Annotated in this window: 30 protein-coding genes; 13 read left to right on the top strand and 17 right to left on the bottom strand. The window is 59.7% G+C overall.

Annotated elements, in window-relative coordinates; all coding sequences use genetic code 11:
- Positions 1 to 44: 44 nt before the first annotated feature.
- Positions 45 to 647 carry a LolA family protein gene (locus E5180_RS13535; RefSeq protein ID WP_138924845.1) on the top strand — a complete coding sequence of 201 codons (603 nt, stop codon included), beginning with the start codon at positions 45 to 47 and terminating at the stop codon, positions 645 to 647.
- A gap of 58 nt (positions 648 to 705) precedes the next feature.
- On the opposite strand, the gene E5180_RS13540 is transcribed toward E5180_RS13535, so the two are convergent.
- Entirely contained in the window at positions 706 to 1296 is a 591-nt protein-coding gene (locus E5180_RS13540; protein ID WP_171048952.1) for a transglycosylase SLT domain-containing protein, read from the bottom strand.
- A 424-nt stretch (positions 1297 to 1720) separates the two neighbouring features.
- Between E5180_RS13540 and hspQ the strand changes: the two genes are divergently transcribed.
- The gene (hspQ, locus tag E5180_RS13545; RefSeq protein WP_138924847.1) at positions 1721 to 2047 is read left to right on the top strand and encodes a heat shock protein HspQ; all 327 of its coding nucleotides are present in this window, start codon (positions 1721 to 1723) and stop codon (positions 2045 to 2047) included.
- Positions 2048 to 2083: 36 nt separating this feature from the next.
- Here the strand turns inward: hspQ and E5180_RS13550 are convergent, their stop codons facing one another.
- The 3 genes from E5180_RS13550 to E5180_RS13560 form a co-directional block, all read right to left on the bottom strand.
- Positions 2084 to 3661, bottom strand: a complete 1578-nt coding sequence (locus E5180_RS13550; RefSeq protein ID WP_138924848.1) for a gamma-glutamyltransferase family protein — start codon at positions 3659 to 3661, stop codon at positions 2084 to 2086.
- A 316-nt stretch (positions 3662 to 3977) separates the two neighbouring features.
- Entirely contained in the window at positions 3978 to 4427 is a 450-nt protein-coding gene (locus tag E5180_RS13555; RefSeq protein WP_254700484.1) for an ATP-binding protein, read from the bottom strand.
- 26 nt (positions 4428 to 4453) lie between these two features.
- On the bottom strand, positions 4454 to 4795 hold the full coding sequence (locus tag E5180_RS13560) for an STAS domain-containing protein (RefSeq protein WP_138924850.1): 342 nt from the start codon (positions 4793 to 4795) through the stop codon (positions 4454 to 4456).
- A gap of 87 nt (positions 4796 to 4882) precedes the next feature.
- On the opposite strand from E5180_RS13560, the gene E5180_RS13565 reads away from it, so the two are divergent.
- From E5180_RS13565 to rarD, 4 genes are all read left to right on the top strand, one after another.
- Complete coding sequence (locus tag E5180_RS13565; RefSeq protein ID WP_138924851.1) at positions 4883 to 6055, top strand: thiolase family protein; 1173 nt, start codon at positions 4883 to 4885, stop codon at positions 6053 to 6055.
- 76 nt (positions 6056 to 6131) lie between these two features.
- Positions 6132 to 6587 (top strand): GAF domain-containing protein, encoded by a 456-nt coding sequence (locus E5180_RS13570; RefSeq protein ID WP_138924852.1) that lies wholly within the window; start codon positions 6132 to 6134, stop codon positions 6585 to 6587.
- 35 nt (positions 6588 to 6622) lie between these two features.
- Positions 6623 to 7246, top strand: coding sequence for a LysE family translocator (locus E5180_RS13575; protein WP_138924853.1), 624 nt, complete (start codon positions 6623 to 6625; stop codon positions 7244 to 7246).
- 96 nt (positions 7247 to 7342) lie between these two features.
- On the top strand, positions 7343 to 8269 hold the full coding sequence (rarD, locus tag E5180_RS13580; protein ID WP_138924854.1) for an EamA family transporter RarD: 927 nt from the start codon (positions 7343 to 7345) through the stop codon (positions 8267 to 8269).
- Positions 8270 to 8322: 53 nt separating this feature from the next.
- Here rarD and E5180_RS13585 read toward each other — a convergent pair whose 3' ends face one another.
- Complete coding sequence (locus E5180_RS13585) at positions 8323 to 8733, bottom strand: nuclear transport factor 2 family protein (protein ID WP_138924855.1); 411 nt, start codon at positions 8731 to 8733, stop codon at positions 8323 to 8325.
- Between the two features lie 59 nt (positions 8734 to 8792).
- Between E5180_RS13585 and E5180_RS13590 the strand changes: the two genes are divergently transcribed.
- Positions 8793 to 9440: a pseudouridine synthase gene (locus E5180_RS13590; RefSeq protein WP_138924856.1), complete on the top strand. Its 648-nt coding sequence runs from the start codon at positions 8793 to 8795 to the stop codon at positions 9438 to 9440.
- 75 nt (positions 9441 to 9515) lie between these two features.
- On the opposite strand, the gene E5180_RS13595 is transcribed toward E5180_RS13590, so the two are convergent.
- Positions 9516 to 10955, bottom strand: a complete 1440-nt coding sequence (locus E5180_RS13595; protein ID WP_138924857.1) for an aldehyde dehydrogenase family protein — start codon at positions 10953 to 10955, stop codon at positions 9516 to 9518.
- A 164-nt stretch (positions 10956 to 11119) separates the two neighbouring features.
- On the opposite strand from E5180_RS13595, the gene E5180_RS13600 reads away from it, so the two are divergent.
- A complete protein-coding gene (locus E5180_RS13600; RefSeq protein ID WP_138924858.1) occupies positions 11120 to 11773 on the top strand; it encodes a peroxiredoxin in 654 nt (217 codons plus the stop codon).
- Between the two features lie 100 nt (positions 11774 to 11873).
- On the opposite strand, the gene E5180_RS13605 is transcribed toward E5180_RS13600, so the two are convergent.
- The 11 genes from E5180_RS13605 to E5180_RS13650 all read right to left on the bottom strand — a co-directional run bounded on the left by E5180_RS13605 (position 11874) and on the right by E5180_RS13650 (position 21288).
- Positions 11874 to 12674, bottom strand: a complete 801-nt coding sequence (locus E5180_RS13605; protein WP_138924859.1) for a substrate-binding domain-containing protein — start codon at positions 12672 to 12674, stop codon at positions 11874 to 11876.
- Entirely contained in the window at positions 12671 to 13387 is a 717-nt protein-coding gene (locus E5180_RS13610) for an ABC transporter ATP-binding protein (RefSeq protein ID WP_138924860.1), read from the bottom strand. The genes E5180_RS13605 and E5180_RS13610 overlap by 4 nt, the downstream gene beginning before the upstream one ends.
- Entirely contained in the window at positions 13381 to 14085 is a 705-nt protein-coding gene (locus E5180_RS13615) for an ABC transporter permease (protein WP_138924861.1), read from the bottom strand. The genes E5180_RS13610 and E5180_RS13615 overlap by 7 nt, the downstream gene beginning before the upstream one ends.
- A gap of 40 nt (positions 14086 to 14125) precedes the next feature.
- Positions 14126 to 14257 (bottom strand): hypothetical protein, encoded by a 132-nt coding sequence (locus E5180_RS16015; RefSeq protein ID WP_302664628.1) that lies wholly within the window; start codon positions 14255 to 14257, stop codon positions 14126 to 14128.
- A gap of 57 nt (positions 14258 to 14314) precedes the next feature.
- On the bottom strand, positions 14315 to 15517 hold the full coding sequence (locus E5180_RS13620) for a formate dehydrogenase subunit gamma (RefSeq protein WP_138925227.1): 1203 nt from the start codon (positions 15515 to 15517) through the stop codon (positions 14315 to 14317).
- Positions 15518 to 15604: 87 nt separating this feature from the next.
- Positions 15605 to 16198 (bottom strand): formate dehydrogenase FDH3 subunit beta, encoded by a 594-nt coding sequence (fdh3B, locus tag E5180_RS13625; RefSeq protein ID WP_138924862.1) that lies wholly within the window; start codon positions 16196 to 16198, stop codon positions 15605 to 15607.
- Positions 16199 to 16211: 13 nt separating this feature from the next.
- Positions 16212 to 19190: a formate dehydrogenase subunit alpha gene (locus E5180_RS13630; protein ID WP_138924863.1), complete on the bottom strand. Its 2979-nt coding sequence runs from the start codon at positions 19188 to 19190 to the stop codon at positions 16212 to 16214.
- 98 nt (positions 19191 to 19288) lie between these two features.
- On the bottom strand, positions 19289 to 19477 hold the full coding sequence (locus tag E5180_RS13635) for a twin-arginine translocation signal domain-containing protein (RefSeq protein WP_093731962.1): 189 nt from the start codon (positions 19475 to 19477) through the stop codon (positions 19289 to 19291).
- Between the two features lie 58 nt (positions 19478 to 19535).
- Positions 19536 to 20144 (bottom strand): TorD/DmsD family molecular chaperone, encoded by a 609-nt coding sequence (locus tag E5180_RS13640; RefSeq protein ID WP_138924864.1) that lies wholly within the window; start codon positions 20142 to 20144, stop codon positions 19536 to 19538.
- Positions 20141 to 20755: a DUF3306 domain-containing protein gene (locus E5180_RS13645; RefSeq protein WP_093731960.1), complete on the bottom strand. Its 615-nt coding sequence runs from the start codon at positions 20753 to 20755 to the stop codon at positions 20141 to 20143. Before E5180_RS13645 ends, E5180_RS13640 begins: the two co-directional genes overlap by 4 nt.
- A complete protein-coding gene (locus E5180_RS13650; protein WP_138924865.1) occupies positions 20752 to 21288 on the bottom strand; it encodes a DUF3305 domain-containing protein in 537 nt (178 codons plus the stop codon). The genes E5180_RS13645 and E5180_RS13650 overlap by 4 nt, the downstream gene beginning before the upstream one ends.
- Positions 21289 to 21654: 366 nt before the next feature.
- On the opposite strand from E5180_RS13650, the gene E5180_RS13655 reads away from it, so the two are divergent.
- Genes E5180_RS13655 through E5180_RS13675 form a run of 5 tightly spaced genes read left to right on the top strand, consistent with a single transcriptional unit; the run spans position 21655 to position 26121 of the window.
- Positions 21655 to 23607 carry a 4Fe-4S binding protein gene (locus tag E5180_RS13655; RefSeq protein WP_138924866.1) on the top strand — a complete coding sequence of 651 codons (1953 nt, stop codon included), beginning with the start codon at positions 21655 to 21657 and terminating at the stop codon, positions 23605 to 23607.
- A 36-nt stretch (positions 23608 to 23643) separates the two neighbouring features.
- Complete coding sequence (locus E5180_RS13660; protein WP_093731957.1) at positions 23644 to 23844, top strand: DUF6494 family protein; 201 nt, start codon at positions 23644 to 23646, stop codon at positions 23842 to 23844.
- Positions 23841 to 24908, top strand: a complete 1068-nt coding sequence (locus E5180_RS13665; RefSeq protein ID WP_138924867.1) for an Mrp/NBP35 family ATP-binding protein — start codon at positions 23841 to 23843, stop codon at positions 24906 to 24908. The genes E5180_RS13660 and E5180_RS13665 overlap by 4 nt, the downstream gene beginning before the upstream one ends.
- Positions 24905 to 25606 (top strand): biotin/lipoate--protein ligase family protein, encoded by a 702-nt coding sequence (locus E5180_RS13670; protein WP_138924868.1) that lies wholly within the window; start codon positions 24905 to 24907, stop codon positions 25604 to 25606. Before E5180_RS13665 ends, E5180_RS13670 begins: the two co-directional genes overlap by 4 nt.
- Complete coding sequence (locus E5180_RS13675) at positions 25603 to 26121, top strand: DUF6505 family protein (RefSeq protein WP_138924869.1); 519 nt, start codon at positions 25603 to 25605, stop codon at positions 26119 to 26121. The genes E5180_RS13670 and E5180_RS13675 overlap by 4 nt, the downstream gene beginning before the upstream one ends.
- Positions 26122 to 26245: the final 124 nt, after the last annotated feature.

The raw sequence follows: 26245 nt of genomic DNA on the forward strand, positions 1-26245 counted from the left end.
CTATGTCGAAGGCAAGGCACTGGAATAAAAATAGGAAGACTATGATGCGTTTTGTGACAACCACCGTACTGGCCATAGGCTTGGGGCTCGCGGCTGTGATGCCCGCTGCCGCCGACAAACTGCCGCTGAACGAGATTTCCGGCTATTTGAATAAACTGAAGACCGCCAAGGGCGAATTCACCCAGATCAACGATGACGGATCAATCAGCACGGGCACGATCTATATCAAGCGTCCGGGCAAGGTGCGCTTTGAATATAACGCGCCGGATTCCGGTACTGTTATCGCGGGCAGCAACACCGTCGTCATCTATGACAAGAAATCGAACCAGCCGGCAGAGACATATCCCCTGTCCAAGACCCCGCTGTCGATCATATTGGCGGCGAATGTGAACCTCGGTCAGGCCAAGATGGTCACGGGCCACAGCTATGATGGCACCGCGACCACCGTACGCGCCCAAGATCCCGCGCATCCGGAATACGGTAACATCGAACTAAAGTTCACCGGCAGCCCCGTAGAGCTGCGCCAGTGGATCATCAACGATGGCAATGGCACGCGAACCACGGTCGTTCTGGGTGATCTACAAAAGGGCGGCAGCCTGTCTAACAGCCTGTTTGATGTCGGCAGCCCCGGCAAAACGAACCGCTAAACGAAAAAGGGCCCCCAGCATCAGCGAGGGGCCCTTTCTTTATGCGGTGTCGGGTGGCTTACCAACGTGACAAACGGCACCCTGCGATCTGCTGTTGGTACATATCAGACCGCGCACGTACCTTGCGGGCCACAGCGACCAGCCAAGGTTTGGAATTATAGCTTTGGCGCGCATAGCCGGTGTTGCCTTCGTGGTAGGCAAGATACTGGTTTTCGGCGTCATGCAGCGCGATACCGTTCTTTTCCCGGCTCTTGTTCATATACCAGCCCATGAAATCAGAGGCATCGTTGATCTGGTCCCGCTTGGCGCGAAAACCGCCAGATTCGGCAAGGTATTCATCCCATGTCGCATCAAGCGCTTGGCTATAGCCAAAGGCGCTGGACTGACGGCCCATGGGGATGACGCCGATCACATAGCGAAACGGCGTACGGGCATCCGCAATGAATTTGCTTTCTTGATGGATCGTTGCCATCTGCACATGCACAGGCACACCCCAACGGCGTTCGGCTGCACGGAATGCACGGTAGTATTCTGGGCGCTCTTTGAGAATCGCACATGCATTATCAAGGTCTCGTGGGGCGCTTGTCGGGCCGCCACTACATGATGCCAAAAGCACAGCAATTATCAGGGCGCAAAAGGTTCTGCTCATCGGCCTCTCACATTTTTCGTGTTTTTATTGTCCTTAGTTTATCAGATCAGCCGCCAGACGCCCACCAGAAATTTACCCTAGAAACCCCAGTATGAGCGGTATTTCCACACACCACGGCATGCGCAAAACGACCGGACCGCATATTTGGCAACCTGTATTTCGCCATTGTTTTCAATCCAGAACGGGCGGCCAACGGATGGTGCTGGGCCGGTCTGCTAGGACTAAGGCGTCACGCCATAGGGTCGAGACATCAAAATCCGGCCCTCCGCTTTCAGGACTACACTGGCTGTTCAAACAGATCACAACTGCAATCTGTCCATCGTACATGGGATGCGTTCACGAACTGTTTCCTTGGTTTGGCATGGCAGGATTGGACAAAAGCCCCTTGAAGGGACTACGAACGAACGGTAGGTGCACCGAAGTTATGATAAGAACGCGCGCGAAATATCACTTGGGCCAAATCGTCCGGCACAAAAAACATCCCTTCCGAGGGGTGATTTTTGACGTGGACCCCGAATTTGCCAATACCGAAGAGTGGTACGAGGCGATCCCCGAAGACAGCCGCCCAGAGAAGCACCAGCCGTATTATCACCTGCTCGCCGAAAACGAGCAGAGCTATTATGTGGCCTATGTCTCTGAACAAAACCTCGTGGCTGATTACTCGGGAGAGCCGGTAGACCACCCCGACATCCCCGATCTGTTCGGCCCGTTCACTGACGGTGCCTATCCGCTGCACTTCCAGCTGAACTGAGGCACAGCGCGGATCATCCGCGCCATGCCGCCCTGTTCAATAGCCCAAGGCACATCCGTCCTTGCGTGCATCACTCGCCCCTTCTAGCAACCCGCTATCATGCAGCTTGATTGCCTGCGCACCGCCGATTGCCGTGTCGGGAATCTCGACCTTGTGGCCCATATCTGACAGTTGCGCGCGGACCGCATCGCTATAGCCGCGCTCTACCTTCAGGGTGCCCTTGTCGGAAAACGCGCGCGGCGCATCGATCGCGGACTGCGGGTCCATCCCGAAATCGGTGAGGTTGGAAGCAAACCGCGCGTGGCCGTTGGGCTGATACGCACCGCCCATCACGCCAAAGGGCATAATCACCTTGCCGTCGCGTTTGATCATCCCCGGAATAATCGTGTGCATCGGGCGCTTGCCGCCCTTCAGTTCGTTCGCATGGCCCTGTTCAAGCGTGAAGCCCGCGCCGCGGTTTTGCAGCAGGATGCCGAACTTATCCGACGCGATACCGGACCCGAAGCCGTGGAAAATCGAATAGATCAGCGACACCGACATGCCGTCCTTGTCCACCACGGTGATATAAATCGTGTCCTTATGCACCGCTTCGGACAGGGCGACGGGGTCGGGCATGGCTTTCTTTACATCAATCAAGCCCGCCAGTTGCTTCGCCGTTTCGGGCGCAAGCATATGGGCCAACCGCGCGGTGTGATCAGGGTCGGCCAAAAAGCGGTTGCGTGCATCATACGCCAGTTTGGCGGTTTCCGCCTCTAGGTGCACACGCTCTGCGCCCCACGGGTCCATTGATGCGATGTCGAAATGCGACAGCATGTTCATCATCAACAGCGCGGTGGCCCCTTGACCGTTCGGCGCATGCTCCAGCACCTCGACATCTTGATAACGCGTAGCAATAGGGTCGCCGGGGGTGCAGGCCACGGCGGCGAAATCCTCTGCCGTATGCAGCCCGCCTTGGGCGTTGAGGGACGCGACCATATCTTCGGCAATTTCACCGGAATAGAAAGCATCCCGCCCGTCTTTGGCGACGCGGCGCAGCACCTCTGCTTGGCCAGGCGCACGGAACATGTCGCCGGTCTTGGGGGGCTGGCCACCGGACAGGTAGAAATCACGCGCAGCCTCTTGCAAGGTGTCCGCGTCGTTCCCCCAGTCAAAAGCGACGCGCGGCGCGACGGGCACGCCCTCGTCGGCATAGCGGATCGCTGGGGCAAGAAGCGCATCCAGACCCATGGTGCCGACACTTTCAGACAGGTGGCAAAAGGCGTCGATCGCGCCAGGAACCGTGACGGCATGGGCGCTGCGCAGGGGTACGTTCGTTTCACCGGCGTCACGCAGATGGCTGGCGTCCAGCGCAGCGGGCGCGCGGCCTGAACCGTTCAACGCATGCACTTCTTGGCTGCCCGCGGGCGAATAAAGCACAAAGCAGTCGCCGCCGATCCCCGTCATCTGCGGTTCGCAAATCCCCAACAACACGGCCCCTGCAATCGCGGCGTCCATCGCGTTGCCACCGCGTTCCAGAATGTCGATAGCGGTTTTCGCCGCAAGGGGATGGGACGTGGCGCACATGCCGTTGCGGGCCAAAACAGGGGAACGTCCGGGAAGGTGAAAATCGCGCATTGATGTAGGCCCTCAGTTGCAAAGCATTCGGGCGAGCCTAGCGTGGGCGATATTGCGTGGGCAATCTTTTAAAAAATATTTTGGCAGGAAAATGTGCCTCGGCATTGCGTACTGGGTGGGGGCTATTAAAACGCAACGCCGAGGGAAGCTATATGCAGCTACAAGACCGACATTGCCCGCAAAAATGGGCGGAAATATGAAACCTTTGAGGCGGCAATGCGAAGCTTTCGGAGGCACTGGGGTATCGATGGCCTAACGCTTTACACCGACGAGCAGCAAAGTCGCTCGCCCGTTTGCATCACACTATGTATCAGTTTCACCCCGCGGCAAGAGGTATGCGCAGGGTCAATAGGTTCATATCACCCATGCGAGAATACGCCAGATCGCAGCTCAGCAGCCGGATCAGCCCCCAACCGAACCCACCTTCGGGCAGCACATCTGCGATTTCATGCCGTTTGAACGGCTTTCCAGCGGGAAGGGCGAACCCGGGCATCGGTTTGCCGATATCCGTGATGCGAAGCCGCAGATCATCCGCCGCATATATTCCCCGCACCCCGATCAGCCCTGCTTGCGGCGCGCCTGCATAAGCGTGTTCGACCACGTTATTCAATGTTTCTGCCATCACCAGTTCGATCACCTCCAGGTTCTCTTGGGATAGGCGGTGTCGGGCCACTTCTGCGCGAATATGACCAAGGGCCGCACATACCGCATCGGGGGATGCTTCAAGGGTGACCTCAAAGCCATAGGGTGCGGAGGCCCGTCTCACAGCGTCACCTTGCCGGTACAGGGCGCTCATGCCGTTGCGCGCCCGGCCATGGCTGCATCCATCGTCGGAAAAAGCGAAAAGACGCTGTCCATCCGCGTAAGCCGAAACACCCGGTCCACCGCCGGCGTCAGGCCCGCCAGCGACAACTTACTGCCCGGGGGCAATAGTTTCAGCGTGGCAACAACCGCCCCAAGCCCGCTGGAATCAATAAACGATACCTGCCCCAGATCCAGAATAACGACAGGCGGCGCGTGTTCGACCAAGTCACGCATCGCTTCCTTAAAGGCACGCGCAACGGCGGCATCGATGCGGTCTTCCATGACGGATATGATTTGCAGCTGCCCTTCTGTTCTGGTTGAGAGTTTCATATGGTCATCTCCAAGGTTTCCCTGATGCCTAAATGCATAACGCCGATACCTTACCAAAAGATGATCATTTCCCGGGGAGGGGACGAAATGGAAAAAGTCGTGATAGCAGGTGCCGCGCGGACACCGATGGGCGGTTTTCAGGGGGTTTTTGCCGACCTGACCGCCGCCGATCTGGGGGGGCATGCGATCAAGGCCGCGATGGACGGGGCCGGAACGGACACCGTGGACGAGGTGCTTATGGGCTGCGTTCTGCCTGCGGGGCAGGGACAGGCACCGGCACGGCAGGCGGGGTTCAAGGCGGGTCTGGGTGAGGACGTTCCAGCCACGACACTGAACAAGATGTGCGGCTCTGGCATGAAGGCGGCGATGATTGCCTTTGATCAGATCGCATTGGGGCACACCGGCGTCATGATCGCTGGCGGCATGGAAAGCATGACAAACGCGCCCTACGTCCTGCCCAAGATGCGCAGCGGCGCGCGGCTGGGGCACGGGCAGGTGATCGACCACATGTTCCTTGACGGGCTCGAAGACGCCTATGACAAGGGCCGGCTGATGGGCAGTTTTGCCGAAGACTGCGCAGAGACATTTCAATTCACCCGTGCCGTGCAAGATGACTATGCGCTGGCCTCCCTGTCGCGCGCGCTCGAGGCGCAAAATAGCGGTGCCTTCGACGGGGAGATCGCAGCGCTTAATTTGAAAACGCGCAAGGGCTCCGTGACCGTTTCGGCGGATGAACAGCCCGGCAACGCGCGTCCCGAAAAGATCCCCCAGCTCAAACCTGCCTTCCGCGAAGGCGGCACGGTGACGGCGGCGAACGCGTCCTCTATTTCGGATGGGGCGGCCGCTTTGGTGCTGGCCTCTGAAACCGCGGCCAGGGCCCAAGGGCTGACCGTGCGCGCGCATATCCTTGGCCATGCCAGCCATGCGCAGGCACCGGGGCTTTTCACGACGGCACCGATCCCAGCCGCACAAAAACTGCTGGACCGGTTGGGTTGGCAGAAAGATGACGTCGATCTGTGGGAAGTGAACGAGGCGTTTGCCGTCGTCCCCCTGGCTTTCATGCACGAGATGGGGCTGTCCCATGACATCGTGAACGTGAATGGCGGTGCCTGCGCATTGGGGCACCCCATCGGAGCCTCGGGCGCGCGCATCATCGTCACCCTGCTGAATGCCTTGGAAAAACGCGGGTTGAAACGGGGGATCGCGGCGATATGTATCGGCGGCGGCGAAGGCACGGCGATCGCCATCGAGCGGCCCTGAATTTCCAAATGGACAAAATCCTCGGGGGTCGGGGGGCAGACAGCCCCCCGGTCCGACAGTAACAAAAGGCACTTTTATGCGCGTTGACTATACGACCCTTTCCAAAACCCTACAGGCTTTGACCGAAGGGGAAACCGACAGCGTGGCACTGATGGCCACCGTCGCCTGCGAGGTCCACCATGCCGATGATCGTTTCGACTGGACGGGGTTTTACCGGGTAACAGACCCCGAGCTGTTGAAAATTGGCCCGTATCAGGGCGGGCACGGCTGTCTGGTGATCCCCTTCGCGCGCGGTGTCTGCGGTGCTGCGGCGCGCACTGGCGAAACGCAACTGGTAGAAGATGTGGATGCCTTTCCAGGGCACATCGCCTGCGCCTCTTCCACGCGGTCCGAAATTGTCTTGCCGGTTTGGGACGGCAAAGGGGAGCTGCTGGGTGTCTTCGATATCGACAGCAACCAACCGGCGGCATTTGACCAGACCGATGCAGACGAACTCGCCGATATCCTGAAATCTGTCTTTGCGAACGTCTAGGCCAGTGAACCTGCCCATTGATCAAAGGAAACTCCATGAGCTTTGACGCATGGATCATTTTCGCCCTGTTCTGGGTGGTGTTTGTCACCACGCCGGGGCCGAATGCGGTGAACTGCATCAGCAACGGTATGAACCTGGGCTTTTCGCGGGCCATGGTCGGGGTGTTGGGGATCTTGACGCAAGCGTCTTTGTTTCTGGCGCTGTCTGCAGTCGGTGTGACGGCGCTGCTGACGGCCTCGGCGACAGCGTTCTTTGTGGCCAAGATGATCGGGGCGGGGTTTTTGATCTACCTCGGCGTACGCGGATTGATCATGGCGGGCAAACCCGTGGTGATGGATGACCGTCCCGCCGCGTCCATTTATTGGCGGTCCTTTGCGATTGCGACGATCAATCCGAAATCCGTTGCGGGATACCTTGCGGCCTTCAGCCAGTTCGTGCAGCCGGATGTCCCGATCTGGGATCAGATGATTGTGATTGTGCCCACCGCGCTGACCCTGACCGCAGCCAGCTATACCGGCTTTACCGCGCTTGGTGCCGGACTGGGGCGCGCGGCATTGGGCGCGGTGTTTAACGTCTGGTTCCGCCGCGTGATGGCTGTCAGCTTTATCATCTACGGGGTGCTATTGGGCAGTGCTCATACGCCGACGCTCAAGGGCTGACCACGGCGGGCGCGGCCCGTGAATGCCTTGGGGCCCCGTGTTTCCCTCTGGTCCCTGTGATCCTGCGGGCGTAAGCAGGCCCCAAGGAGACACGATATGCGCAACCCCGATACCCTATCCGCCAACCAGCCCGCCCCGCCCGAAGACACGCCCCAAGGGCTTGCTTTTGCCATCGGGGCCTATGGTCTGTGGGGGTTTTTGCCGCTTTATATGAAGGCCATGGCCCATATTCCTGCGGCTGAAATTGTGGTGCATCGGGTCATCTGGTCCGTCCCCGTGGGCGCGCTGGTATTGATCTTGCTGGGCCGTACCGCCACTCTGCGCGAGGCGTTCAGGTCTCCGCGCACGTTGGCGATGGGCTGCGTCACGGCGACGCTTATTTCGGTCAACTGGGGGATCTACATCTGGGCGGTGAACTCGGGTCACGCGCTGGATGCGGCCTTGGGCTATTATATCAACCCGCTGTTTAGCATTCTGCTGGGGGCGCTGCTGCTGGGGGAACGTCTGTCGCGGCTGCAACTGGCGGCGATTGGGCTGGCGGCGGTGGCCGTTGCGATCCTGACCCTCGATTCAGGCCGTTTCCCTTGGGTTGCCCTCAGCCTGACAGTGACTTTCGGGCTGTACGCACTGGCGAAAAAGCGGCTGCCCATCGGGCCCAACCAAGGCTTCCTGCTTGAGGTGTTGATCCTGCTTGCCCCCGCGCTTGCCTATCTGGTCTATCTGATCATGACAGGGCAGAACCACTTTGGTCAGGGCGTTTCGTTCGATACATGGATGCTGGTGGGCTGCGGCGTGGTCACGGCTGTGCCGTTGATATTCTACGCCAATGGGGCCAAACGGCTGCGGCTGTCTACCATTGGTATTTTGCAATATATCGCCCCCACGATGATCTTCCTATGCGCGGTTCTGGTCTTTGACGAACCCTTCGGGCGGGCACGTATGATTGCGTTTCCATTGATCTGGGCGGCTTTGGTGATCTATTCGATCTCGCTGTTCCAGCAGATGCGTCACAAGCGAGCGTGATCGGGGCGGAGGGCACCTCAGCTGCGGTGCCCTCCGTTTGCTGCGTAGGGGGTTTAGGACAGCGCGTCTTTGAACGCGAGAAAGCTCGGGTCTTTCATCACGCGCGCGTTCATCGCCTCGCGTAGGGCGCCGATGGATTTATAGGGGCGCATCACCACCTCGAATTTGGCGACCAGACCGTCGTCACCCAAGGTGATCAGATCGACGCCAACGGCATCCAGATCTCCGATCTTGCATTGAAACTCCAGCGCCCAATCTGTGCCTTCGCCCATGATCCGGCGGTATTTGAAGTCGCTAAAGACATTGCCAACGTGGCCCAGTACGGCGGCCACTGGGGCGCGACCGGTCCATGTTTTGTAGTAGGTCGGCGGCATAAAGGTGACGTCCTCGGCGAGCAGCGGGGCGATCTTGTCTGACTCTCCCTTGGCGACCACATCAATCATCTGGGTAATAGTAGGGTGCATTCCGGATCCTTTGGTACAGATTGGGTTGAAAAACCACCCTACATCTGAGACGGACACCTATGGAAACAGAATATAATCCGCCCCACGATCCGCTGGTGATCTTGCATGAAGATGCCGAAGTGTTGCTGGTCGATAAACCCGCAGGCTTGCTGTCGGTGCCAGGCAAGGGGCCGCATCTGGCCGATTGTCTAATCGCACGGGTGCAGGATGTTTTTCCTGACGCATTGCTGGTGCATCGTCTGGATCGCGATACCTCAGGCGTGATGATCTTTGCGCTGACACCTTATGCGCAGCGGCATCTGGGGTTGCAGTTCGAAAAGCGGATGACGCGCAAAACCTATGTGGCGCGGGTCTGGGGCGTGCCGCAAGAAAAGACCGGCACCGTCGACCTGCCGTTGATCGTGGACTGGCCCAACCGCCCGCGCCAGATGGTGTGTCACGACACGGGCAAATCCGCGCAAACCGACTGGCGCTTGCTGAAAGACGAAGGCGACACCGCCCGCGTCCGGCTCAGCCCCAAGACAGGGCGGAGCCACCAGCTGCGGGTGCATATGCTCAGCCTCGGGCATCCGATCCTGGGGGACCCGTTTTATGCCACGGGTCCAGCGTTGGATTATCCACGCCTGATGCTCCATTCAGAAGAACTGCGGTTCAACCACCCTCAGGGCGGGCATTCGACCAAGGTCCGCGCCAAAGCGCCGTTTTAAAGGCACAGTTGCGCGAACGAAAAAGGCCACCCCGCAGGGTGGCCTTGGTGTTTGTGGGGGATGCCGAGGGGCTGATTATTCAGCGGCCCAACCCGAGACGGCTTTGATCTCGGTAAAGTCCTCAATCCCGTACATGCCGCCTTCGCGCCCGTTGCCCGACTGCTTCATGCCGCCAAAGGGCGAGCCCGCGGCGCGGCTTTGGCCGTTCATCTCGACCATGCCCGAGCGCAGCTGGCGTGCCAGACGGTTGCGGCGCTCGCCGTCTTGCGACTGCACATAGTTGGTCAGACCATAGACCGTGTCGTTGGCGATCTGGACCGCTTGCTCTTCGCTGTCGAACTTCATGATCGACAGAACCGGGCCAAAGATTTCCTCGCGGGCGATGGTCATGTCGGGGGTCACGTCGGCAAAGACGGTGGGCTTAACAAAGAACCCGCGGTTCAAGCCGTCGGGACGTCCGGTGCCGCCCGCAACCAAACGCGCACCTTCGTCGATGCCCTTCTGGATCAGGTCCTGAATCTTGTTGAACTGCGATTCATTCACAACGGGGCCGATGTGCCGACCATCTTCGGAGGCAGGACCAACAGTGACCTGCGACGCAACAGCGCCTGCTTCTTCGACGGCTTTGTCATAGACATCGGATTGCACCAGCATACGGCTGGGGGCGTTGCAGGACTGGCCGGTGTTGTTCATCATGTGCAGAACGCCACGTTTGACGGCTTTGTCATCCGCATCGTTAAAGACGATGTTCGCGCCCTTGCCACCCAGTTCAAGATGGACCTTTTTCAGCGTATCGGCCGCCGCTTTCGAAATCAGCGTGCCCGCGCGGGTCGATCCGGTGAAGCTGATCATGTCGATATCTTTATGCGACGACATCTGGCTGCCAACGCCGACGCCGTCACCGTTCACAAGGTTGAACACACCTTTGGGGAAGCCTGCCTCGTCCATCAGTTCGGCAAAAATCATCGCGTCCAGCGGGCTTTCCTCGGAGGGTTTCAGCACCATTGTGCAGCCGGATACGACCGCAGCCCCGACCTTGAGCGTGATCTGGTTCATCGGCCAGTTCCATGGCGTGATCAGGCCGGCGACGCCAACAGCTTCGCGGATGATCCGGTCGTTTGGCGCGTGATCGCCAAGCGGCTGTTCGAATTTGAACTCTTTCGCGGCTTTGATGAAGTTGCCCAGATGGTATGCGCCGGCACCGACCTGCGCGGTGCGGGCCAGATCCATCGGCGCACCCATGGCGGTGCTCATTGCTTTGGCCAGATCTTCGGCACGGGCCTGATAGACCTCAAGCAGCTTTTCCAAAAGCGCGATGCGTTCAGCTGGAGGGGTCGCCATCCAGTCGGGCAGGGCCGCTTTGGCGGCGGCAACTGCGGCGTCGGTGTCTGCCTGATCGCCAAGAGAGATGACCGCGCAGGGCTCCTCTGTGGTGGGGTCGATCACGTGATAGTCATTCGGCTTGGCGGGGGATACCCATTCACCGTTGATGTAAAACTCGCGCTTCTCCAGCATGGGAAAACTCCTTTTGTCATGCGGTGTCGGGGACATTTCCCCAACCTGTTGCGCGTACCATGTCACCACATTTGCAGACCCGCAAGTGAGGGGGTGAAACCGGCAGCGCAAGGTCTTACATAAGTACTGAACGACAAACCGAAACCATGAAGCCGGAGTATATTATGTCCTTGCGCATCAACGATACCATCCCCGATCTGACCGTCGAAACCGACCAGGGCACGATCAGCCTGCACGACTGGGTTGGCGACAGCTGGGCGATCCTGTTTTCGCACCCCAAGGATTTCACCCCCGTTTGCACAACCGAATTCGGCGCTGTTGCTCAGCTTGCCGATGAATGGGAAAAACGTGGCACCAAAGTGATGGGTATTTCCGTCGATGGCGTCGAAGAGCACAAGAAATGGAAAGCCGACATCGAGACCTTTGCGGGTGCCAAAGCGGGCTTTCCGATCATTGCCGACAGCGATCTGACCGTGGCCAAGGCGTTCGACATGCTGCCCGCCGACGCTTATCTGCCCGACGGCCGCACGCCCAATGACAGCGCCACAGTCCGCGCCGTGTTTATCATCGGTCCTGACAAGCAGCTGAAACTGTCAATGACCTACCCGATGACCGTGGGCCGCAACTTTGCCGAAGTGCTGCGTGCGCTGGACGGGCTGCAAACCTCGACAGGCAAGGGCGTGGCAACGCCGGCGAACTGGAATGTCGGCGACGATGTGATCATCCCCGCAACCCTGTCGGACGATGACGCCAAAGCGAAATTCGGTGACTTCAACAAAATCCTGCCCTATCTGCGCACCACCAAAGCGCCGAGCTAAAGCCGGGGTCAAAGCCCCTGAAATGAAACACCCGTATCAGCGATATGCCGATACGGGTGTTTTTACCGGAGCGATAAACGTAGCCTTCTAAAGGCGCGGATTACTGCTGTGCGTTAAAGGTAAATAGCTTTTCGCCATTGATCGTATAGCTGTCGATCAGGTCTTTTGCGCGGTCACCGACCAACCAGTTTTCCAGCTGGGCCGCGGCGTCCTTGTTCACATGCGCGTGTTTGTCAGGGTTCACCGGAATATAGGCGTATTGGTTGAACAGCACCGGATCGCCCGCGAACAGGATCGCCAAGTCGGCCTTGTTGTCAAAGTTCAGCCAGCTCGCGCGGTCGGACATGATATAGGCCCCCATCCCCGCAGCGGTGTTGAGGCTCGCGCCCATACCCGCGCCGACCGCTTTGTACCATTCACCGAATATTGCGGCATCCAGATCGGCGCCGGCCCAAAGGGACAGCTCTTTCTTGTGGGTGCCGCTGTCATCGCCACGGCTAACGAAGGGGGCCTGGGCCTCTTCGATCTTGGCCAGCGCGTCTTTGGCGGCTTCGGCATCCTTGATCTGGGCGGGATCGTCGCTGGGGCCAATCAGGACAAAATCGTTATACATGATCTCGCGGCGGTGGGTGCCATATCCGTCGGCGACGAACGCCTCTTCGGCCTTCTTGGAGTGGACGAGGATCGCATCGACATCACCCGCTTCGCCCAAACGCAAGGCCTGACCCGTGCCGACGATCAGCAGTTGTACGTCAAGATTCAGATCTTCTTTGATCGCGGGGAGCAGAACGTCGGACAGACCAGAGTTGTTAAAGGACGTGGTAACGGCCATTTTCATCGTATCGGCCTGAACAGCAGTGGTGCCAAGCGCCACAACAAGGGCGGTAATCAAGGATTTCATATCAAAATGTCTCCGTTCAAAAAGGATTTGAATTCCGGGGTCTGCGGGGCGTCAAACGCATCGGGCGCCGGGCTTGCCTCGTGAATACGACCTTTAAATAGAAACAGTATTTCAGTTGCAAGCCGCCGCGCCTGACCCAGATCGTGGGTCGCCATCACGATGCGGGTCCCGGCCTGATGGGCGGCGGTCAATAAAGCTTCGATGTCCTTCACGGATCGGCCATCAAGGTTCGAACAGGGTTCGTCCAACAGCAGGATTTCAGGGTCGCGGATCAATGCGCGGGCAAGGGCGAGCTTTTGTTTTTCCCCCCCCGACAACCCCGTCGCAGGACGGTCCAGCGCCGCCGTCAGACCGATGCGTGTGGCCCATGCCTCTACCGCGTCATTCACCTGCGCCTTTGGTTGGCCCAGAATCGCAAGCGGATAGCCCAGATTGGCGCGCACGGACCGGCGCAGCATCACGGGACTTTGGAAGACATAGGCCTGCTTCATCTGCGCGACCTCATCCGGCGCGGACCATGTGACCGACCCCGTCGACAGCCGTTCAAGCCCGTGCAACGCCTTGAGGAAGGTCGTCTTGCCGGCGCCATTTGGCCCCAGCAGGATCGTGAACCCCGACCGACCAAGGGTCAGGTCCACAGGCCCCAGCACTTGTTTGCCCTGACGGGTGACGGTCACATCGCGCATATGGGCTGGCAGCAAGGGGGTCACCATCTGCCCTCTCTTTCGGTACGGGACAGTGCGTGGATGATCAGGTTAACGGTCAGCGCCAGCGCGATCAGAACAAAGCCGAGCCCAAGCGCCAGCGCGAAATCACCTTTACCGGTTTCCAGCGCAATAGCGGTGGTCAGCACGCGGGTGGCGTGGTCGATGTTGCCCCCCACGATCATGATCGCGCCGACCTCGCCGATGGCGCGGCCAAAGCCTGCCAGCGCCGCAGTCAGCAAGGCGCGCCGCCCGTCAGAGATCAACGTCAGGATACGCCGCGTCGGCGTGGTGTTCAGCGAGATCAGCAAATCATGGTATTCGGCCCAAAGATCGCGCATCGCCTGATGGGTAATAGAGGCAATAAGCGGGGTAATGATGATCACCTGCGCGATGATCATCGCCGTGGGGGTGAACAGCAGACCCAACACACCAAAGGGACCCGACCGCGACAACAACAGATAGACGATCAGCCCCACCACGACGGGCGGCAGACCCATCAGGGAGTTCAACACGGCAATCGCGGTGCGACGGAAGCGAAAACGGCGGATGGCCAGCCATGTGCCAAACGGCAGCGCGATGGCTGAAGCGATCACCAGCGCGGTCAGGCTGACCTGCAACGACCTGAGCGTAATCTCGATCAGATCAGGGTCACCGGTGACAACCAGCCAGAACGCAGAAGAAAGGCCCGCCCAGATATCATTCATCGGGCGGGCCGTCGGAGTTTGCTATGCATAGGATGCGGTCTTAGTCGCCCAGCCGGACATTACGATCCGAAGAGGTCTGTTCGGCGGCGGAGAACCCGGCGTTGTCCAACGCAAAGTTCATGCCCGCAGCAAGGAGCACCAAGGCGACGATGGCAGTGATAAAAGCTTTCATTCAGTACCTCGTTGATGCGCAGCGGCACGCTGGGTGTGGGGCATTTTTTGCATCATATCACTCTGCCGGCTGTGTGCCAGAGGCAGGTTTACCCTGCTTGGCGACAACTTCGTCGGCCCAGATGCTGTGGTGCTCGCGTGCCCATTCAAGGTCGACATCTCCCGATCCCATTGCTTCGAACGCGCCTTCCATACCGAGCGTCCCGATATAGATATGCGCGATGATCACAGCCATCAGGACGAAGCTGATAACGGCATGCCACAGTTGGGCGTATTGCATTTCCTCTTGCGGGGTCAGCGTTGCATCCACTGTGCCGAGGCCCAGTAGTTGCGGCACGCCCATATCATTCAGCAGCGCCAGCGTGGGTTCGAACATGGTCAGCTCGAACGGGAACAGCAGCGAGATACCCGAGACAGAGATCGAGGTGCCCAGAATGATCACGGCCCAGAAGATCAGCTTTTGACCGGCGTTGAACTTCTTGGCGGGCGGGTGGCCCTTGCCGAAGATACCGCCGCCCTTGAGGATCCAGTTAATGTCAGTGCGGTCCGGCAGGTTGTGGACGATCCACATGACGAACACCATCACCAGCCCCAGCATAAAGGCCCATGAGACGTTGTTGTGCACCCACTTGCCCGCGATGGCAAAGGTCGAAAACGCCTCGTGGCCGAACAGCGGAATCAGCAGTTTACGCCCGGCAAGCGACACCAGACCGGTGATCGCCAGCAGGATAAAGGAACTGGCGATCAGCCAGTGTCCAAACCGTTCGATAAACTTGAACCGTTCAATCGTGATGCCCGCGCGCCCGTGTTCAATTAGGATACGCCCGCGGATCAGATAGAAGATCGCCATCAGCACAACTGTGACGCCCAACAGCAGGCTGCCATAGGTCAGTAGGGGGCCGTGGCGGAAGTTCAGCCACCACATGCCACCGTCCTGCATCAGCACCTTTGCGGCAGGGCCGCGGTTGCTGGCCCGCGCATCGGGCAGGGCGTCAGCGCGAACTTCACGCCACAGGTCGGCATCAGAGGATGCGCCAAGCGGGCCGAGGTGGCTTTCCGCCGGTGGGGCGTCCCCCTCGAGCGGCAAAGGAAGCTCGGCCCCAAAGGGCACGTCTTCGCCGCGTTGGCGGGCCATGATGTCATCGAGCGATTGTTGGCCCGGTGTCAGAACCGAGGCATCGCCGGTGGTGTCCTGAGCGGCGGAGAGGCCGGCAAAGGAAACAAGGAATATGAGAGGCAGCAAAACGCGCAGCAATGTCATCGGGACCTCCGACAGGATAAAGATAAATTGGCCCGCCAGCAGCAGGTGCCAGCGGGCCAAGGAAAGCATCAATATGCAGTAAGGGAATTAGCCGCCCTTACGCTCGTATGCCGTGCCCCAGCCCCAAGCGCCCGAGCCAAAGCCGCGCGCGACAACGCGTTCGCGGTAGATGCCCGAAACGACATCGCCGTCACCGGCCAGCAGCGCTTTGGTTGAACACATCTCGGCGCAGATTGGCAGCTTGCCTTCGGCGATCCGGTTGCGGCCGTACTTCTGGAATTCGGCTTCGGAGTGGTTTTCCTCGGGGCCACCGGCGCAGAAGGTACATTTGTCCATCTTGCCACGTGATCCGAAGTTGCCTGCCTGTGGATACTGCGGTGCGCCAAAGGGGCAGGCGTAGAAGCAGTAGCCGCAGCCGATGCAGAGATCCTTGGAGTGCAGGACAATGCCGTCGTCGGTCTGGTAGAAACAGTCTACTGGGCAGACGGCCATACAAGGCGCGTCTGAGCAGTGCATACACGCGACTGAAATCGACCGTTCGCCGGGTTGGCCGTCTTGGATCGTGACGACCTTGCGACGGTTGATGCCCCACGGCACTTCGTGTTCGTTCTTACAGGCTGTGACGCAGGCGTTGCATTCGATGCAGCGTTCGGCGTCGCAGAGAAACTTTGCTCTTGCCATCTTGTTGGTCTCCTTACGCTGTCCAGATTTTGCAGAGGGTCGCTTTGGTCTCTTGCATCTGAGTTACTGAGTCATAGCCATATGTTTGCGCGGTGTTGGTGGATTCACCCAAGACATAAGGGTCAGCCCCGTCTGGATATCTGTCCCGCAAATCAACGCCTTCCATGTGGCCGCCAAAGTGGAATGGCATGAATGCCACGCCGCTTTCGACACGTTCCGTGACCATCGCCATCACTTTGACCTTGCCGCCTTCGGGGCCTTCGACCCAGACATCGGCCCCGTCACGCACGCCCAGATCGTTGGCGTCCCGGGTGTTGATTTCGATGAACATGTCTTGCTGAAGCTCGGCCAACCAAGGGTTGGACCGGGTTTCGTCGCCGCCACCTTCGTATTCGACCAACCGACCAGAGGTCAGTACGATCGGATAGTCCTTGGAAAAGTCGTTTTCCTGAATGGACTTATACATTGTGGGCAGGCGCCAGAACTTTTTGTCGTCATAGGTCGGGTAGTCGGCGACCAGATCACGACGGTTGGTGTACAGCGGCTCGCGGTGGATTGGCACCGGATCGGGGAAGGTCCAGACCACGGCGCGGGCCTTGGCGTTGCCGAAGGGGGCGCAGCCATGCTTGATCGCGACGCGCTGGATGCCGCCCGAAAGGTCGGTTTTCCAGTTCACGCCACCGGTATCGGCAACGTAATCCGACGGGGTTTCGCCGGTTTGCGATGTCTCGCCGACTTCCTCGTTCGGCTTTGCATTCGCCGGTGCGCCTTCGGGATAGCCCGCGACATAGTTGATCACCGCCATCTCATCGTCGGTGAGGTCTTTTTCCCAGCCCAGTTCACGCAGCATGGACATGGTGAACTCTGGGTAGCCGTCCTTGATCTCGGACCCGGCGCTGTAAACGCCGTCGGCCAGCAGGCTTTCACCGTCACGCTCTACGCCGAAACGGGCGCGGAAGGTCAGGCCACCTTCGGCCACCGGCAAGGACATATCGTACAGGTTCGCCGTGCCGGGGTGGTTCATCTCGGGTGTGCCCCAAGCAGGCCATGGCAAACCGTAGAAATCGCCATCGGCAGGGCCGCCCTTGGCGCGCAGGGTGGTGCGGTCAAAGGTGTGCTGGTTGGCCATGTGCATTTTCATGCGTTCAGGGCTTTGACCGGTGTACCCAATGGTCCACATGCCGCGGTTGAATTCGCGGGTCAGGTCCTCGATGTTGGGCTCGTCACCGTCCAGCGCGATGTTCTTGAACAGGCGATCGCTGAAGCCGAACTTGTCGGCGAACAGTTTGATGATCGTGTGGTCAGGCTTGGATTCAAACAGGGGTTCAACGACCTGATCGCGCCATTGCAGCGACCGGTTGGACGCCGTGACAGAACCGCGGGTTTCGAACTGGGTCGTTGCGGGCAACAGATACAGCCCGTCTTGGCGGTCCTGCATAACGGCGGAAACCGTTGGGTACGGATCGACAACGACCATAAGGTCGAGTTTTTCCATCGCGGTGACCATTTCCTTTTGACGGGTCTGCGAGTTGGGCGCGTGGCCCCACAGAACCATCGCACGGGTGTTGTCCGGCTGGTCAATGTTTTCCTTGTCTTCCAGCACACCGTCAATCCAGCGGCTGACGGGGATACCGGTCAGGTTCATCATCGAGGTGTCGTTGAACGACGCCTTGGAGAAACGGGATTGCAACCATTCAAGGTCTTCTTCCCAAACCCGTGCCCAGTGTGCCCAAGCGCCTGCGGACAGACCGTAGTAGCCCGGCAGCGTATCCGCCAGAACGCCCAGATCGGTCGCGCCCTGCACGTTGTCGTGGCCACGGAAAATGTTGGTGCCGCCGCCAGCGGTGCCCATGTTGCCAAGGGCCAGCTGCAAGATGCAGTAGGCGCGGGTGTTGTTGTTACCGTTGCTGTGCTGTGTGCCACCCATGCACCAGATTACGGTGCCGGGGCGGTTGTTGGCCAGCGTACGCGCGACGCGCTCAAGCTGTGAGCCGGGTGCGCCGGTAACGCGTTCGACCTCTTCTGGTGTCCATTTCGCGACTTCGTCACGGATCTGGTCCATGCCCCAAACGCGGGTGCGGATGAATTCTTTGTCTTCCCACCCGTTTTCGAAGATGTGCCAGAGAATACCCCAGACCAATGCGACGTCCGAACCGGGACGGAAGCGGACATATTCATCCGCATGGGCCGCCGTGCGGGTAAAGCGTGGATCGCAGACAATCAGCGGCGCGTTGTTCTGCTCTTTCGCTTTCAACAGGTGCAGCAGCGATACAGGGTGCGCCTCGGCAGGGTTGCCGCCGATGATAAAGATCGCCTGGCTGTTGTGGATATCGTTATAGCTGTTGGTCATGGCGCCGTAGCCCCATGTGTTCGCAACGCCCGCAACCGTGGTGGAGTGACAAATACGTGCCTGGTGGTCGACGTTGTTTGTGCCCCAATAGGCCGCGAACTTGCGGAACAGGTACGCCTGTTCGTTGTTATGCTTGGCCGAGCCGAGCCAATAGACGGAATCGGGACCGCTTTCTTCGCGGATCACGTTCATCTTGTCGCCGATTTCGTTGATCGCCTGTTCCCAGCTGATCCGAACCCACTGGCCACCCTCTTTTTTCATCGGGTATTTCAGCCGGCGTTCACCGTGGGCGTGTTCGCGAACCGAGGCCCCTTTGGCGCAGTGCGAGCCAAGGTTGAACGGGCTGTCCCAACCGGGCTCCTGACCCGTCCAGACGCCATTCGTCACTTCGGCAATGACCGTACAGCCAACCGAACAGTGGGTGCAGACCGATTTGATGGTCTCTACCGCGCCGCTGACGGCTGTTGCTGCCGACGCTTGTGTAACAGAGCCCGCAGTCGCTGCGATGGCCGCAAGGCCACCGATGGCCAGACCGGACCCGCGCAGGAATGCGCGGCGGTCAACGGATTTTTCCGCGATGTCGGATAGCATGCCCGCCCGCTGGGGCCGCCGTGCCATCCCGTTGGTTTTTTTCCGAAGCATAATAGTCTCCCTAGAGGCCCGCGTGCTCTGACCGCGAGGGTCGGATCGGGGCTAAGTTTTCCTCCCGCGGTTGGGCCCGCGGGTCGTTGATCACTGAATTAGAAGCGTGTGCTTTCCAGATAGGCGCGGGTATGCGCGGTATCCTGCATCCGGTCCGACTGCAGGTCGACCGGCTGCGCTTCTGCGGCGGTGCCGCTGGTGGCCACGGCGACGGCGGCTGCCGGTGCAGCGGTCCCTGCCAGTTTCAGGAAATTGCGGCGGTTGGTGCCTTTGGTATCCTGGGTCATGGGTTAAACCCCTTTCCTTGGTTGCGCGGGGGGTAAGGCCCCGCCTGATGTTGTGCGGTTATCCCGCCGTCATACGAAATGCTTCGCGTTCGATGTCCATTAAGGCGCTGCCGACAGCGGCAACCCCTGCATACAGGACGGAGTTTTTGGCCCCTTGGAGGTCGGTAAAGAAGTGACCTGCCCAAGGCGCGATGTGTTTGTTAAAGAATGCCCGCTGCGCGGCGTCGCTGGCGGGCGTACCAAAGCGGCCCACGATCATGCCGCCCATCATCTCCATCAGGGAGGCGATGTTGTCTTCGGGTTCAAAGACGTTTTCGGCGCGACTGATGCGCTGTGCGGCCATGTCGCTGCGCAAGGCAGCCAGTGGTTTTTCATTCAGAAAACCCGTTAGGTAATAGCTGGCATATGGCAAAAGTTCGCCCCGCCCGAGCCCGATGAACAGCGCGTTAAATTCGGTCTGCACCTTTTTGGGAGTGACGGCCTTGGCCACACGCGCCAGCCCATTGATCGCCTCGCCCAAGGAACTGTCATCCCCCGACAGGCCAGCGGTCTGGTCCAGCAGCATCTGGTCGGCGGGCCGTGCCAGCATCACGCCAAGATAGTTGTACAAATCGGCGCGCAGGCGATCTTCGGCAGTGACTTGTATGGCTTGGGCGGCAGCGGTCATGCGCGGTGCTCCTCAAAACGAAAGGCCATCCGGCGCGGGGGCAGGGCGGCGGGTTCCTCTATCGCGGCGTCGGCGATAGCGGTTTCTGCGGGGGCGTCCGCTTGGGCGACTGCGGCGGGCGCGTCGATCTCTACCGGTGCAGCGGGCTGTGTATCTTCGTCGATCGCAGGAGCCTCTGCCGTATCAGATGCAGCTTCTAGCGATGCCGCCGCTTTGCGTGCGACATCTTCGATATGGCGGCGTAGGCCCTTGCCCACCTCATAGCTTGTGGTGAAATTCGTTACTGCAGACGCTTGGGTGTAGTCGTCGGCATAATCAACAAGATCATCCAGACAGGCCAACGCCGGATCAGACACCCACAGCTTGCGCAGCGCACGGCGGCGCAGGTGTTCAGGAATGGCACGTGCCATGAACGCCGAGAAATCATCGCCGGACTTCATCGTGTCGGGATCGGGTAGGTCAAGCTCTGCCAGCAGGTCTTCGTCGGTCTTTTCTGCCAGCGTGGCCTGATGCTCTGCCTCGGCCTGCGCAACGGCGGCTTGTTGTTCGGCGGCTTGCTCTGCTTTGACGGCAGCGCGGCGACGATCCCAGAAAGAGGTTTGACGGGTCATTGCGATGACCCCGAACGGACCGTACGCGGCGCACGGTATACATCAGAGGTCTGCGAGATGCGCGCATCCCCGATCCCGTCCTGTTTCGGCTCTTGGTATTTGTCGCGTCGCCGCTTCACAAAGGCTTCTTCTTCGTGGTGCGTGTCGACATAAGCGCCGATCCACGCGTGAACCTGTGGCGTCATCATCACCTTTTCAACGATGTCTTCGCCATTGTCGCTGTAGTCTTGCGCCTCATAGGGCGATGCGGTGACCATCACCACGTCAAGCGGGCGGTCGGCGTCGCGGGTCTCGCGGCAGATGATGTAAAGGCAGGGCACATTGGCGGCGAGGCCATGAACATAAGCCTCTGTATCCGACCGGTACAGCGTCAGCGGCACGGTGGTCACGTGATAATCAGAAACGCCGCCTTCGGTGCGCAGCAGCTTCCAGTCGGCAGGGTCGGCACCCGGCAGAACACAAACCGCACGCCAAACGACTTTCGCCCACCGCGTCACGCCGGGTGACTTGCGAAGGACAACCCCGACGGGCATCGTTTGCGCTGATTTAAGCGGTGCGTTCAATTTCAGTTTCCAATGATGTTTCAGGCGTTTCCGGCCCCATACTGACGTAATCATAACGCGGATCAAAGAGGATTCTAGGGCTGAATCACACAGTTTTGTAAATGCCGCAATGCAGCATTTACCGAACGTCAATATTTACCATATTTGCTTGGGGCTTGGCCCTTTCTGACTGTTTTTGTTGGGTAATTCATGCTGTGGATGCAAATGTCCCTTTCGCGGCCAAAGGGGGTAAATAGGGGTTTGCGGCGGGTCGCGAACACCACTAGCTTGTCCGGCAAGCGCTGACAGCACCCTGACGCTTGCTTGATACCCATCGGTGCTGTCCCTGAGGAGATTATGGAAAAGACTTTTCTGTTTTGCGACTGTTTGGGCAGTCAGGATATTGACGCGCCTGCCTTGTCTAAGGCGACGGGTTTGCCCTGTTCGAAAGTGTATAACTGTCTGTGTACAGATCAGATCGGCATTGCCGCAGAGGCGATAGCGGCGGGTGACACTGTGATCGCCTGCCAGCAAGAGCGCCCCCGCTTTGAAGAGCTTGCCGCCGAGATTGAGGCAGAAGTGCCCGAGTTCGTCGACATCCGTGACCGCGCCGGCTGGCATGATGACAAGGGTGACGCGACGCCCAAGATGGCGGCGCTCTTGGCAGAGCAGCAACTAGCGGTGCCGGCTCCGCGTGTGTTGGATGTGGTGTCCGAAGGCACTTGCCTGATCATGGCCCCCCCCGCCCTCGCGCTTGAGGTGGCTGAAACCGTGGCCGATACATTGGCCGTGACGGTGCTGTGGCAGGGTGATTATGACACGGCGGTTGATCCGCGTTTCGACGTGGTCAAAGGCGACCTGCGCAAGGCGTCGGGCGCGTTAGGCAATTTCAACCTGACCTTCGATGGCTTGCAGATGCTGATCCCCGGTGGACGGGGTGCGCCGTCGTTTACCGCGCCGCGGGACGGGGCAAAATCGCAATGCGATATCATTCTGGATTTGACGGGAGATACATCGCTGTTCCCCGCGCCGCACAAACGTGACGGTTATTTGCGGGCCGATCCGGGCAGCAAACCCGCCGTGGCGCAGGCCGTGCGCGACGCCATGCAGATGGTCGGGACCTTTGAAAAGCCGCTGTATGTCCGGCTGACCGAAAGCCTGTGCGCCCATTCACGGGCCGAACAGCCCGCCTGTTCCAACTGTCTGGACTTGTGCCCGACGGGGGCCATTACCTCTGCTGGTGAACATGTCGCAATCGACCCGATGATCTGCGCGGGTTGTGGCAGCTGTTCGGCCGTGTGCCCGTCCGGCGCAATCACCTATGACGCGCCGCCCGTGGATACGCTGTTCCGCCGGGTGTCGACGCTGGCATCGACCTATCGCAAGGCAGGCGGCAACGCGCCGCGCTTGTTGGTACATGACGAAGACCACGGGGCCGAGATGATCCGCCTTTACGCGCGGTTCGGCGCTGGCTTGCCAGTTGATGTTATCCCGCTGGCCGTAGATGCGCTTGCAGGGTTCGGCCATGCTGAAATGTTGGCCGCACTTGGCTGCGGGTTTGTGCATGTCGATGTGCTGCTGTCCCCCCGCACAGAGCGCGACGTGATCGAGGTTCAGGCCGAGCTTGCCCGTGCCATCAGTGGCACTGATACAATCCGCCTGATTGATGTTGCCGATCCCGATGCGCTGGAAACCGCATTGGTCACCGAAACGCTGCAACCCGCGCATGACACCCTGCTGCCCATGGGCACCCGTCGTCAGGTCGCGCGGCTTGCGGGCAAGACCTTGCAGCCCGAGGCCAAGGTGATCGATCTGCCCGATGCCGCTCCCTATGGTGCCGTGCTGGTGGATACGGATGCCTGCACGCTGTGCTTGTCGTGCGTGTCGCTCTGCCCGTCGGGCGCGCTTGGCGATAATCCCGATCTACCGCAGCTCCGCTTTCAAGAAGATGCCTGCCTGCAATGCGGGCTCTGTGCCAATATCTGCCCCGAAGACGCGATCACGCTGAAACCCCAGCTGAACCTGACCGCGCAGGCCTTTACCCAAGTGGTGCTGCACGAGGAAGAACCCTTTGCCTGCATCGAATGCGGGTCGCTGTTCGGCGTGAAATCCACCGTGGAAAAGATCACCGAAAAGCTGGCGGGCAAGCACGCTATGTTCGCCTCGTCCGAGGCGGCAAAGATGATCCAGATGTGCGACAATTGCAGGATCAACGCGCAGTACCACGCGCAGAACAATCCGCTAGCGGGCAAAGAACGCCCCCGCGTACGCACATCCGAAGACTATTTTAGCAAGCGCAAAGACCACTAGGCGCTGTGCAGACCCACCCCAGAACAGGAGAAAATCATGAGCGATGATTTCAACATGTCGATGCGCAAGTTCCTCAAGCAGGTCGGCGTGACCTCGCAGCAAGCCATCGAAGAAGCGATGCGCGAGAACGGGGATACCGGCGGCAAGACATTCGAGGCCAAAGTAGTGCTGACCGTTGACGGGCTGGACCTTGAACATGTCGTGACCGGCAAAATCCAAGGGCAGTCCGAAGCGTGAGCGTCACCCGTGATGCCGTATTGGCCTGCCTGAAAACCCTGAATGACCCCGTGTCCGGCAAGGACATCGTCGAACTGGGCCTCGTTAAAGCGTTGACCGTTGACGAGGGCGCGGTGCGCTTTGTGCTTGAGGTGAACCCAAGCCATGCTGACGCCTACGCCAAGCTGCGCGACGAGGCAGATGCCGCGGTCAAAGCGCTTGAGGGGGTTGCCTCTGTCTCGGCTGTGCTGACCGCCCATTCGAAACAGGCACCGCCGCCCGATTTGAAACTGGGCCGCAAATCCGAACCCGCTGGGCCAGAGAAAATTCCGGGCGTGGACCGGATTATTGCCATCGCGTCAGGCAAGGGCGGCGTCGGAAAATCTACCGTTGCTGCGAACCTTGCCTGTGCGCTGGCCGCCGAAGGCCGCCGCGTGGGCATGCTGGACGCCGATGTCTACGGCCCGTCGCAGCCGCGGATGCTGGGTGTTTCCGGACGGCCTGCGTCGCCTGATGGCAAGACGATCCTGCCGATGCGCAACTTTGGCGTGACAATGATGTCGATCGGGTTGATGACCAATGACGATCAGGCGGTCGTCTGGCGCGGGCCGATGCTGATGGGCGCGTTGCAGCAGATGATGATGCAGGTGCAATGGGGTGCGCTGGATGTGTTGATCGTCGATCTGCCGCCGGGCACCGGCGATGTGCAGATGACCTTGGCGCAAAAAGCCCATTTAGACGGTGCGATTATTGTCAGCACGCCGCAGGATGTAGCGCTGCTGGATGCCCGCAAGGGAATCGACATGTTCAACCAGCTCAAGACTCCGATCATCGGGATGATCGAGAACATGAGCACCCATATCTGTTCCAACTGCGGGCACGAGGAACATGTCTTTGGGCATGGCGGTGTCGTCGCCGAGGCAGAAAAGCTGGGAGTGCCGCTGCTGGCAGAGATACCGCTGCATCTGGACATTCGTGTCGCCGCTGACGGCGGCGCGCCGATTGTCGTCTCCAAACCCGACAGCACGCAGGCTGAAAGCTTCCGCAAGGTCGCCAAAGCGCTGATCGCAGGCGGTTACGCATGAGCGACAGCCCCGTTTTTCCACCCTTGCTGGCGGGTGCGCAGGCTGATGACCCCTTCGCGCAGGCCTGCGCAGAGGCGCGGCAGGGGTGTGATGCGGGGCTGGTGCTGTATGATCTGGGGTCAAGCGTTTTGCAGGCCGCTATCGTCTTTGCGCCCGAGGTGCCGCTGGCCCAAGCAATGGCGATGCTGCCGCTTTGCGCCGTGGGGTTCCAGAATGCCCTTGGCGCGCTAGCGCCGCCCGAGGTGGGCGTACATCTGGCATGGAACGGTGATTTGCGGCTGAATGGCGCGATTTGCGGGCAGATGCGTGCAGCGTCCTCTGAAAGCGATCCGACCCAAGTGCCTGACTGGCTGGTTGTAGCGTTTCACGTGAAGCTATTGCCGCAAAATGACACGCCAGGCGACACGCCGGATGTCACCACGCTGTATGGCGAAGGCTGTGCCGAAGTGAGCCCGGTCGACCTTCTCGAGGCCTGGGCGCGGCATATGCTGGTTGCGCTGAACCGCTGGATGGATGGCGGCGCGGGCCCGCTCCATAAAGAATGGACGGGGCTGGCCTGGGCCATGGGAGAGCAGATGACCCATGGCGACCTGACCGGCAGCTTTACCGGTGTTGACGAAAACTTTGGCCTGCTGCTGAAAACCGACTCGACCACGCATCTTATTCCACTGACCGACCTGCTGGAGCCAGCCTCATGAGTGATCTATTCCTCGCCCGCGCCATCCACTTTGATGAAAGCGACCGTAATGTATTTCATTCTCCGGCGCGTACGGGCGAATGGTGCGTATCCGGAGGGTTCGAGTTTTCAAACTGGTCCCAAGGCGATCTGACCGGCAAGGCGCGCCAGGCGTTTGCGAATGGCTGGATGGGCGTGGAAACCTTTGGCCGCGTGACATTTGTCGCGGTGACCAAGGCGGAACCGTTTGAGGTCGAGGCAATCACATTGCAGCTGATGAAGCACTTCGTCGAGATCTATGGTGCCCCCTCTCCCGAAGCCGCGCGCCCTGTGGCGGAAGAAGAAGTCGCCCAGATGATGGAGCTTTGCGCCGACCACGCCCCCAACACGCTGCTGACCGTCGCACGCGAACTGTCCGACAGTGGTGTGCGCGAAAGCTATCGTTTCATCGAACCGCAGGATGCGGGGATTGACCAGTTTGCCGTGCACGGATCGCTGGATGAGGACGACCACGGTGGGCACGGTCACTCTCACTAATCGTTAACTATACGAAACACCCTGTCCAGTTATCCGGACGGGGTGTCGCATATTCTTCGCCCCAGATCGGGGCGATAATCCCCCCGAATAGATAGAATCAACGCCCTGTTTCACGCGGGCGAAC

It is taken from the genome of Sulfitobacter sp. BSw21498 (genome assembly GCF_006064855.1).
Classification (GTDB): Bacteria; Pseudomonadota; Alphaproteobacteria; order Rhodobacterales; family Rhodobacteraceae; genus Sulfitobacter.

What these genes read in the sequence shown, in the direction of transcription:
- E5180_RS13570 (WP_138924852.1), top strand. Translation starts at nt 6,132, where the DNA reads ATGCGCGTTGACTATACGACCCTTTCCAAAACCCTACAGGCTTTGACC.
- E5180_RS13630 (WP_138924863.1), bottom strand. Translation starts at nt 19,190, where the DNA reads ATGCTTCGGAAAAAAACCAACGGGATGGCACGGCGGCCCCAGCGGGCG.
- E5180_RS13585 (WP_138924855.1), bottom strand. Translation starts at nt 8,733, where the DNA reads ATGCACCCTACTATTACCCAGATGATTGATGTGGTCGCCAAGGGAGAG.
- E5180_RS13650 (WP_138924865.1), bottom strand. Translation starts at nt 21,288, where the DNA reads ATGCCCGTCGGGGTTGTCCTTCGCAAGTCACCCGGCGTGACGCGGTGG.
- E5180_RS13535 (WP_138924845.1), top strand. Translation starts at nt 45, where the DNA reads ATGCGTTTTGTGACAACCACCGTACTGGCCATAGGCTTGGGGCTCGCG.
- E5180_RS13670 (WP_138924868.1), top strand. Translation starts at nt 24,905, where the DNA reads ATGAGCGACAGCCCCGTTTTTCCACCCTTGCTGGCGGGTGCGCAGGCT.
- E5180_RS13645 (WP_093731960.1), bottom strand. Translation starts at nt 20,755, where the DNA reads ATGACCCGTCAAACCTCTTTCTGGGATCGTCGCCGCGCTGCCGTCAAA.
- E5180_RS13615 (WP_138924861.1), bottom strand. Translation starts at nt 14,085, where the DNA reads ATGAATGATATCTGGGCGGGCCTTTCTTCTGCGTTCTGGCTGGTTGTC.
- rarD (WP_138924854.1), top strand. Translation starts at nt 7,343, where the DNA reads ATGCGCAACCCCGATACCCTATCCGCCAACCAGCCCGCCCCGCCCGAA.
- E5180_RS16015 (WP_302664628.1), bottom strand. Translation starts at nt 14,257, where the DNA reads ATGAAAGCTTTTATCACTGCCATCGTCGCCTTGGTGCTCCTTGCTGCG.
- E5180_RS13620 (WP_138925227.1), bottom strand. Translation starts at nt 15,517, where the DNA reads ATGACATTGCTGCGCGTTTTGCTGCCTCTCATATTCCTTGTTTCCTTT.
- fdh3B (WP_138924862.1), bottom strand. Translation starts at nt 16,198, where the DNA reads ATGGCAAGAGCAAAGTTTCTCTGCGACGCCGAACGCTGCATCGAATGC.
- E5180_RS13675 (WP_138924869.1), top strand. Translation starts at nt 25,603, where the DNA reads ATGAGTGATCTATTCCTCGCCCGCGCCATCCACTTTGATGAAAGCGAC.
- E5180_RS13660 (WP_093731957.1), top strand. Translation starts at nt 23,644, where the DNA reads ATGAGCGATGATTTCAACATGTCGATGCGCAAGTTCCTCAAGCAGGTC.
- E5180_RS13640 (WP_138924864.1), bottom strand. Translation starts at nt 20,144, where the DNA reads ATGACCGCTGCCGCCCAAGCCATACAAGTCACTGCCGAAGATCGCCTG.
- E5180_RS13550 (WP_138924848.1), bottom strand. Translation starts at nt 3,661, where the DNA reads ATGCGCGATTTTCACCTTCCCGGACGTTCCCCTGTTTTGGCCCGCAAC.
- E5180_RS13565 (WP_138924851.1), top strand. Translation starts at nt 4,883, where the DNA reads ATGGAAAAAGTCGTGATAGCAGGTGCCGCGCGGACACCGATGGGCGGT.
- E5180_RS13590 (WP_138924856.1), top strand. Translation starts at nt 8,793, where the DNA reads ATGGAAACAGAATATAATCCGCCCCACGATCCGCTGGTGATCTTGCAT.
- E5180_RS13540 (WP_171048952.1), bottom strand. Translation starts at nt 1,296, where the DNA reads ATGAGCAGAACCTTTTGCGCCCTGATAATTGCTGTGCTTTTGGCATCA.
- E5180_RS13595 (WP_138924857.1), bottom strand. Translation starts at nt 10,955, where the DNA reads ATGCTGGAGAAGCGCGAGTTTTACATCAACGGTGAATGGGTATCCCCC.
- hspQ (WP_138924847.1), top strand. Translation starts at nt 1,721, where the DNA reads ATGATAAGAACGCGCGCGAAATATCACTTGGGCCAAATCGTCCGGCAC.
- E5180_RS13655 (WP_138924866.1), top strand. Translation starts at nt 21,655, where the DNA reads ATGGAAAAGACTTTTCTGTTTTGCGACTGTTTGGGCAGTCAGGATATT.
- E5180_RS13610 (WP_138924860.1), bottom strand. Translation starts at nt 13,387, where the DNA reads ATGGTGACCCCCTTGCTGCCAGCCCATATGCGCGATGTGACCGTCACC.
- E5180_RS13635 (WP_093731962.1), bottom strand. Translation starts at nt 19,477, where the DNA reads ATGACCCAGGATACCAAAGGCACCAACCGCCGCAATTTCCTGAAACTG.
- E5180_RS13575 (WP_138924853.1), top strand. Translation starts at nt 6,623, where the DNA reads ATGAGCTTTGACGCATGGATCATTTTCGCCCTGTTCTGGGTGGTGTTT.
- E5180_RS13605 (WP_138924859.1), bottom strand. Translation starts at nt 12,674, where the DNA reads ATGAAATCCTTGATTACCGCCCTTGTTGTGGCGCTTGGCACCACTGCT.
- E5180_RS13560 (WP_138924850.1), bottom strand. Translation starts at nt 4,795, where the DNA reads ATGAAACTCTCAACCAGAACAGAAGGGCAGCTGCAAATCATATCCGTC.
- E5180_RS13600 (WP_138924858.1), top strand. Translation starts at nt 11,120, where the DNA reads ATGTCCTTGCGCATCAACGATACCATCCCCGATCTGACCGTCGAAACC.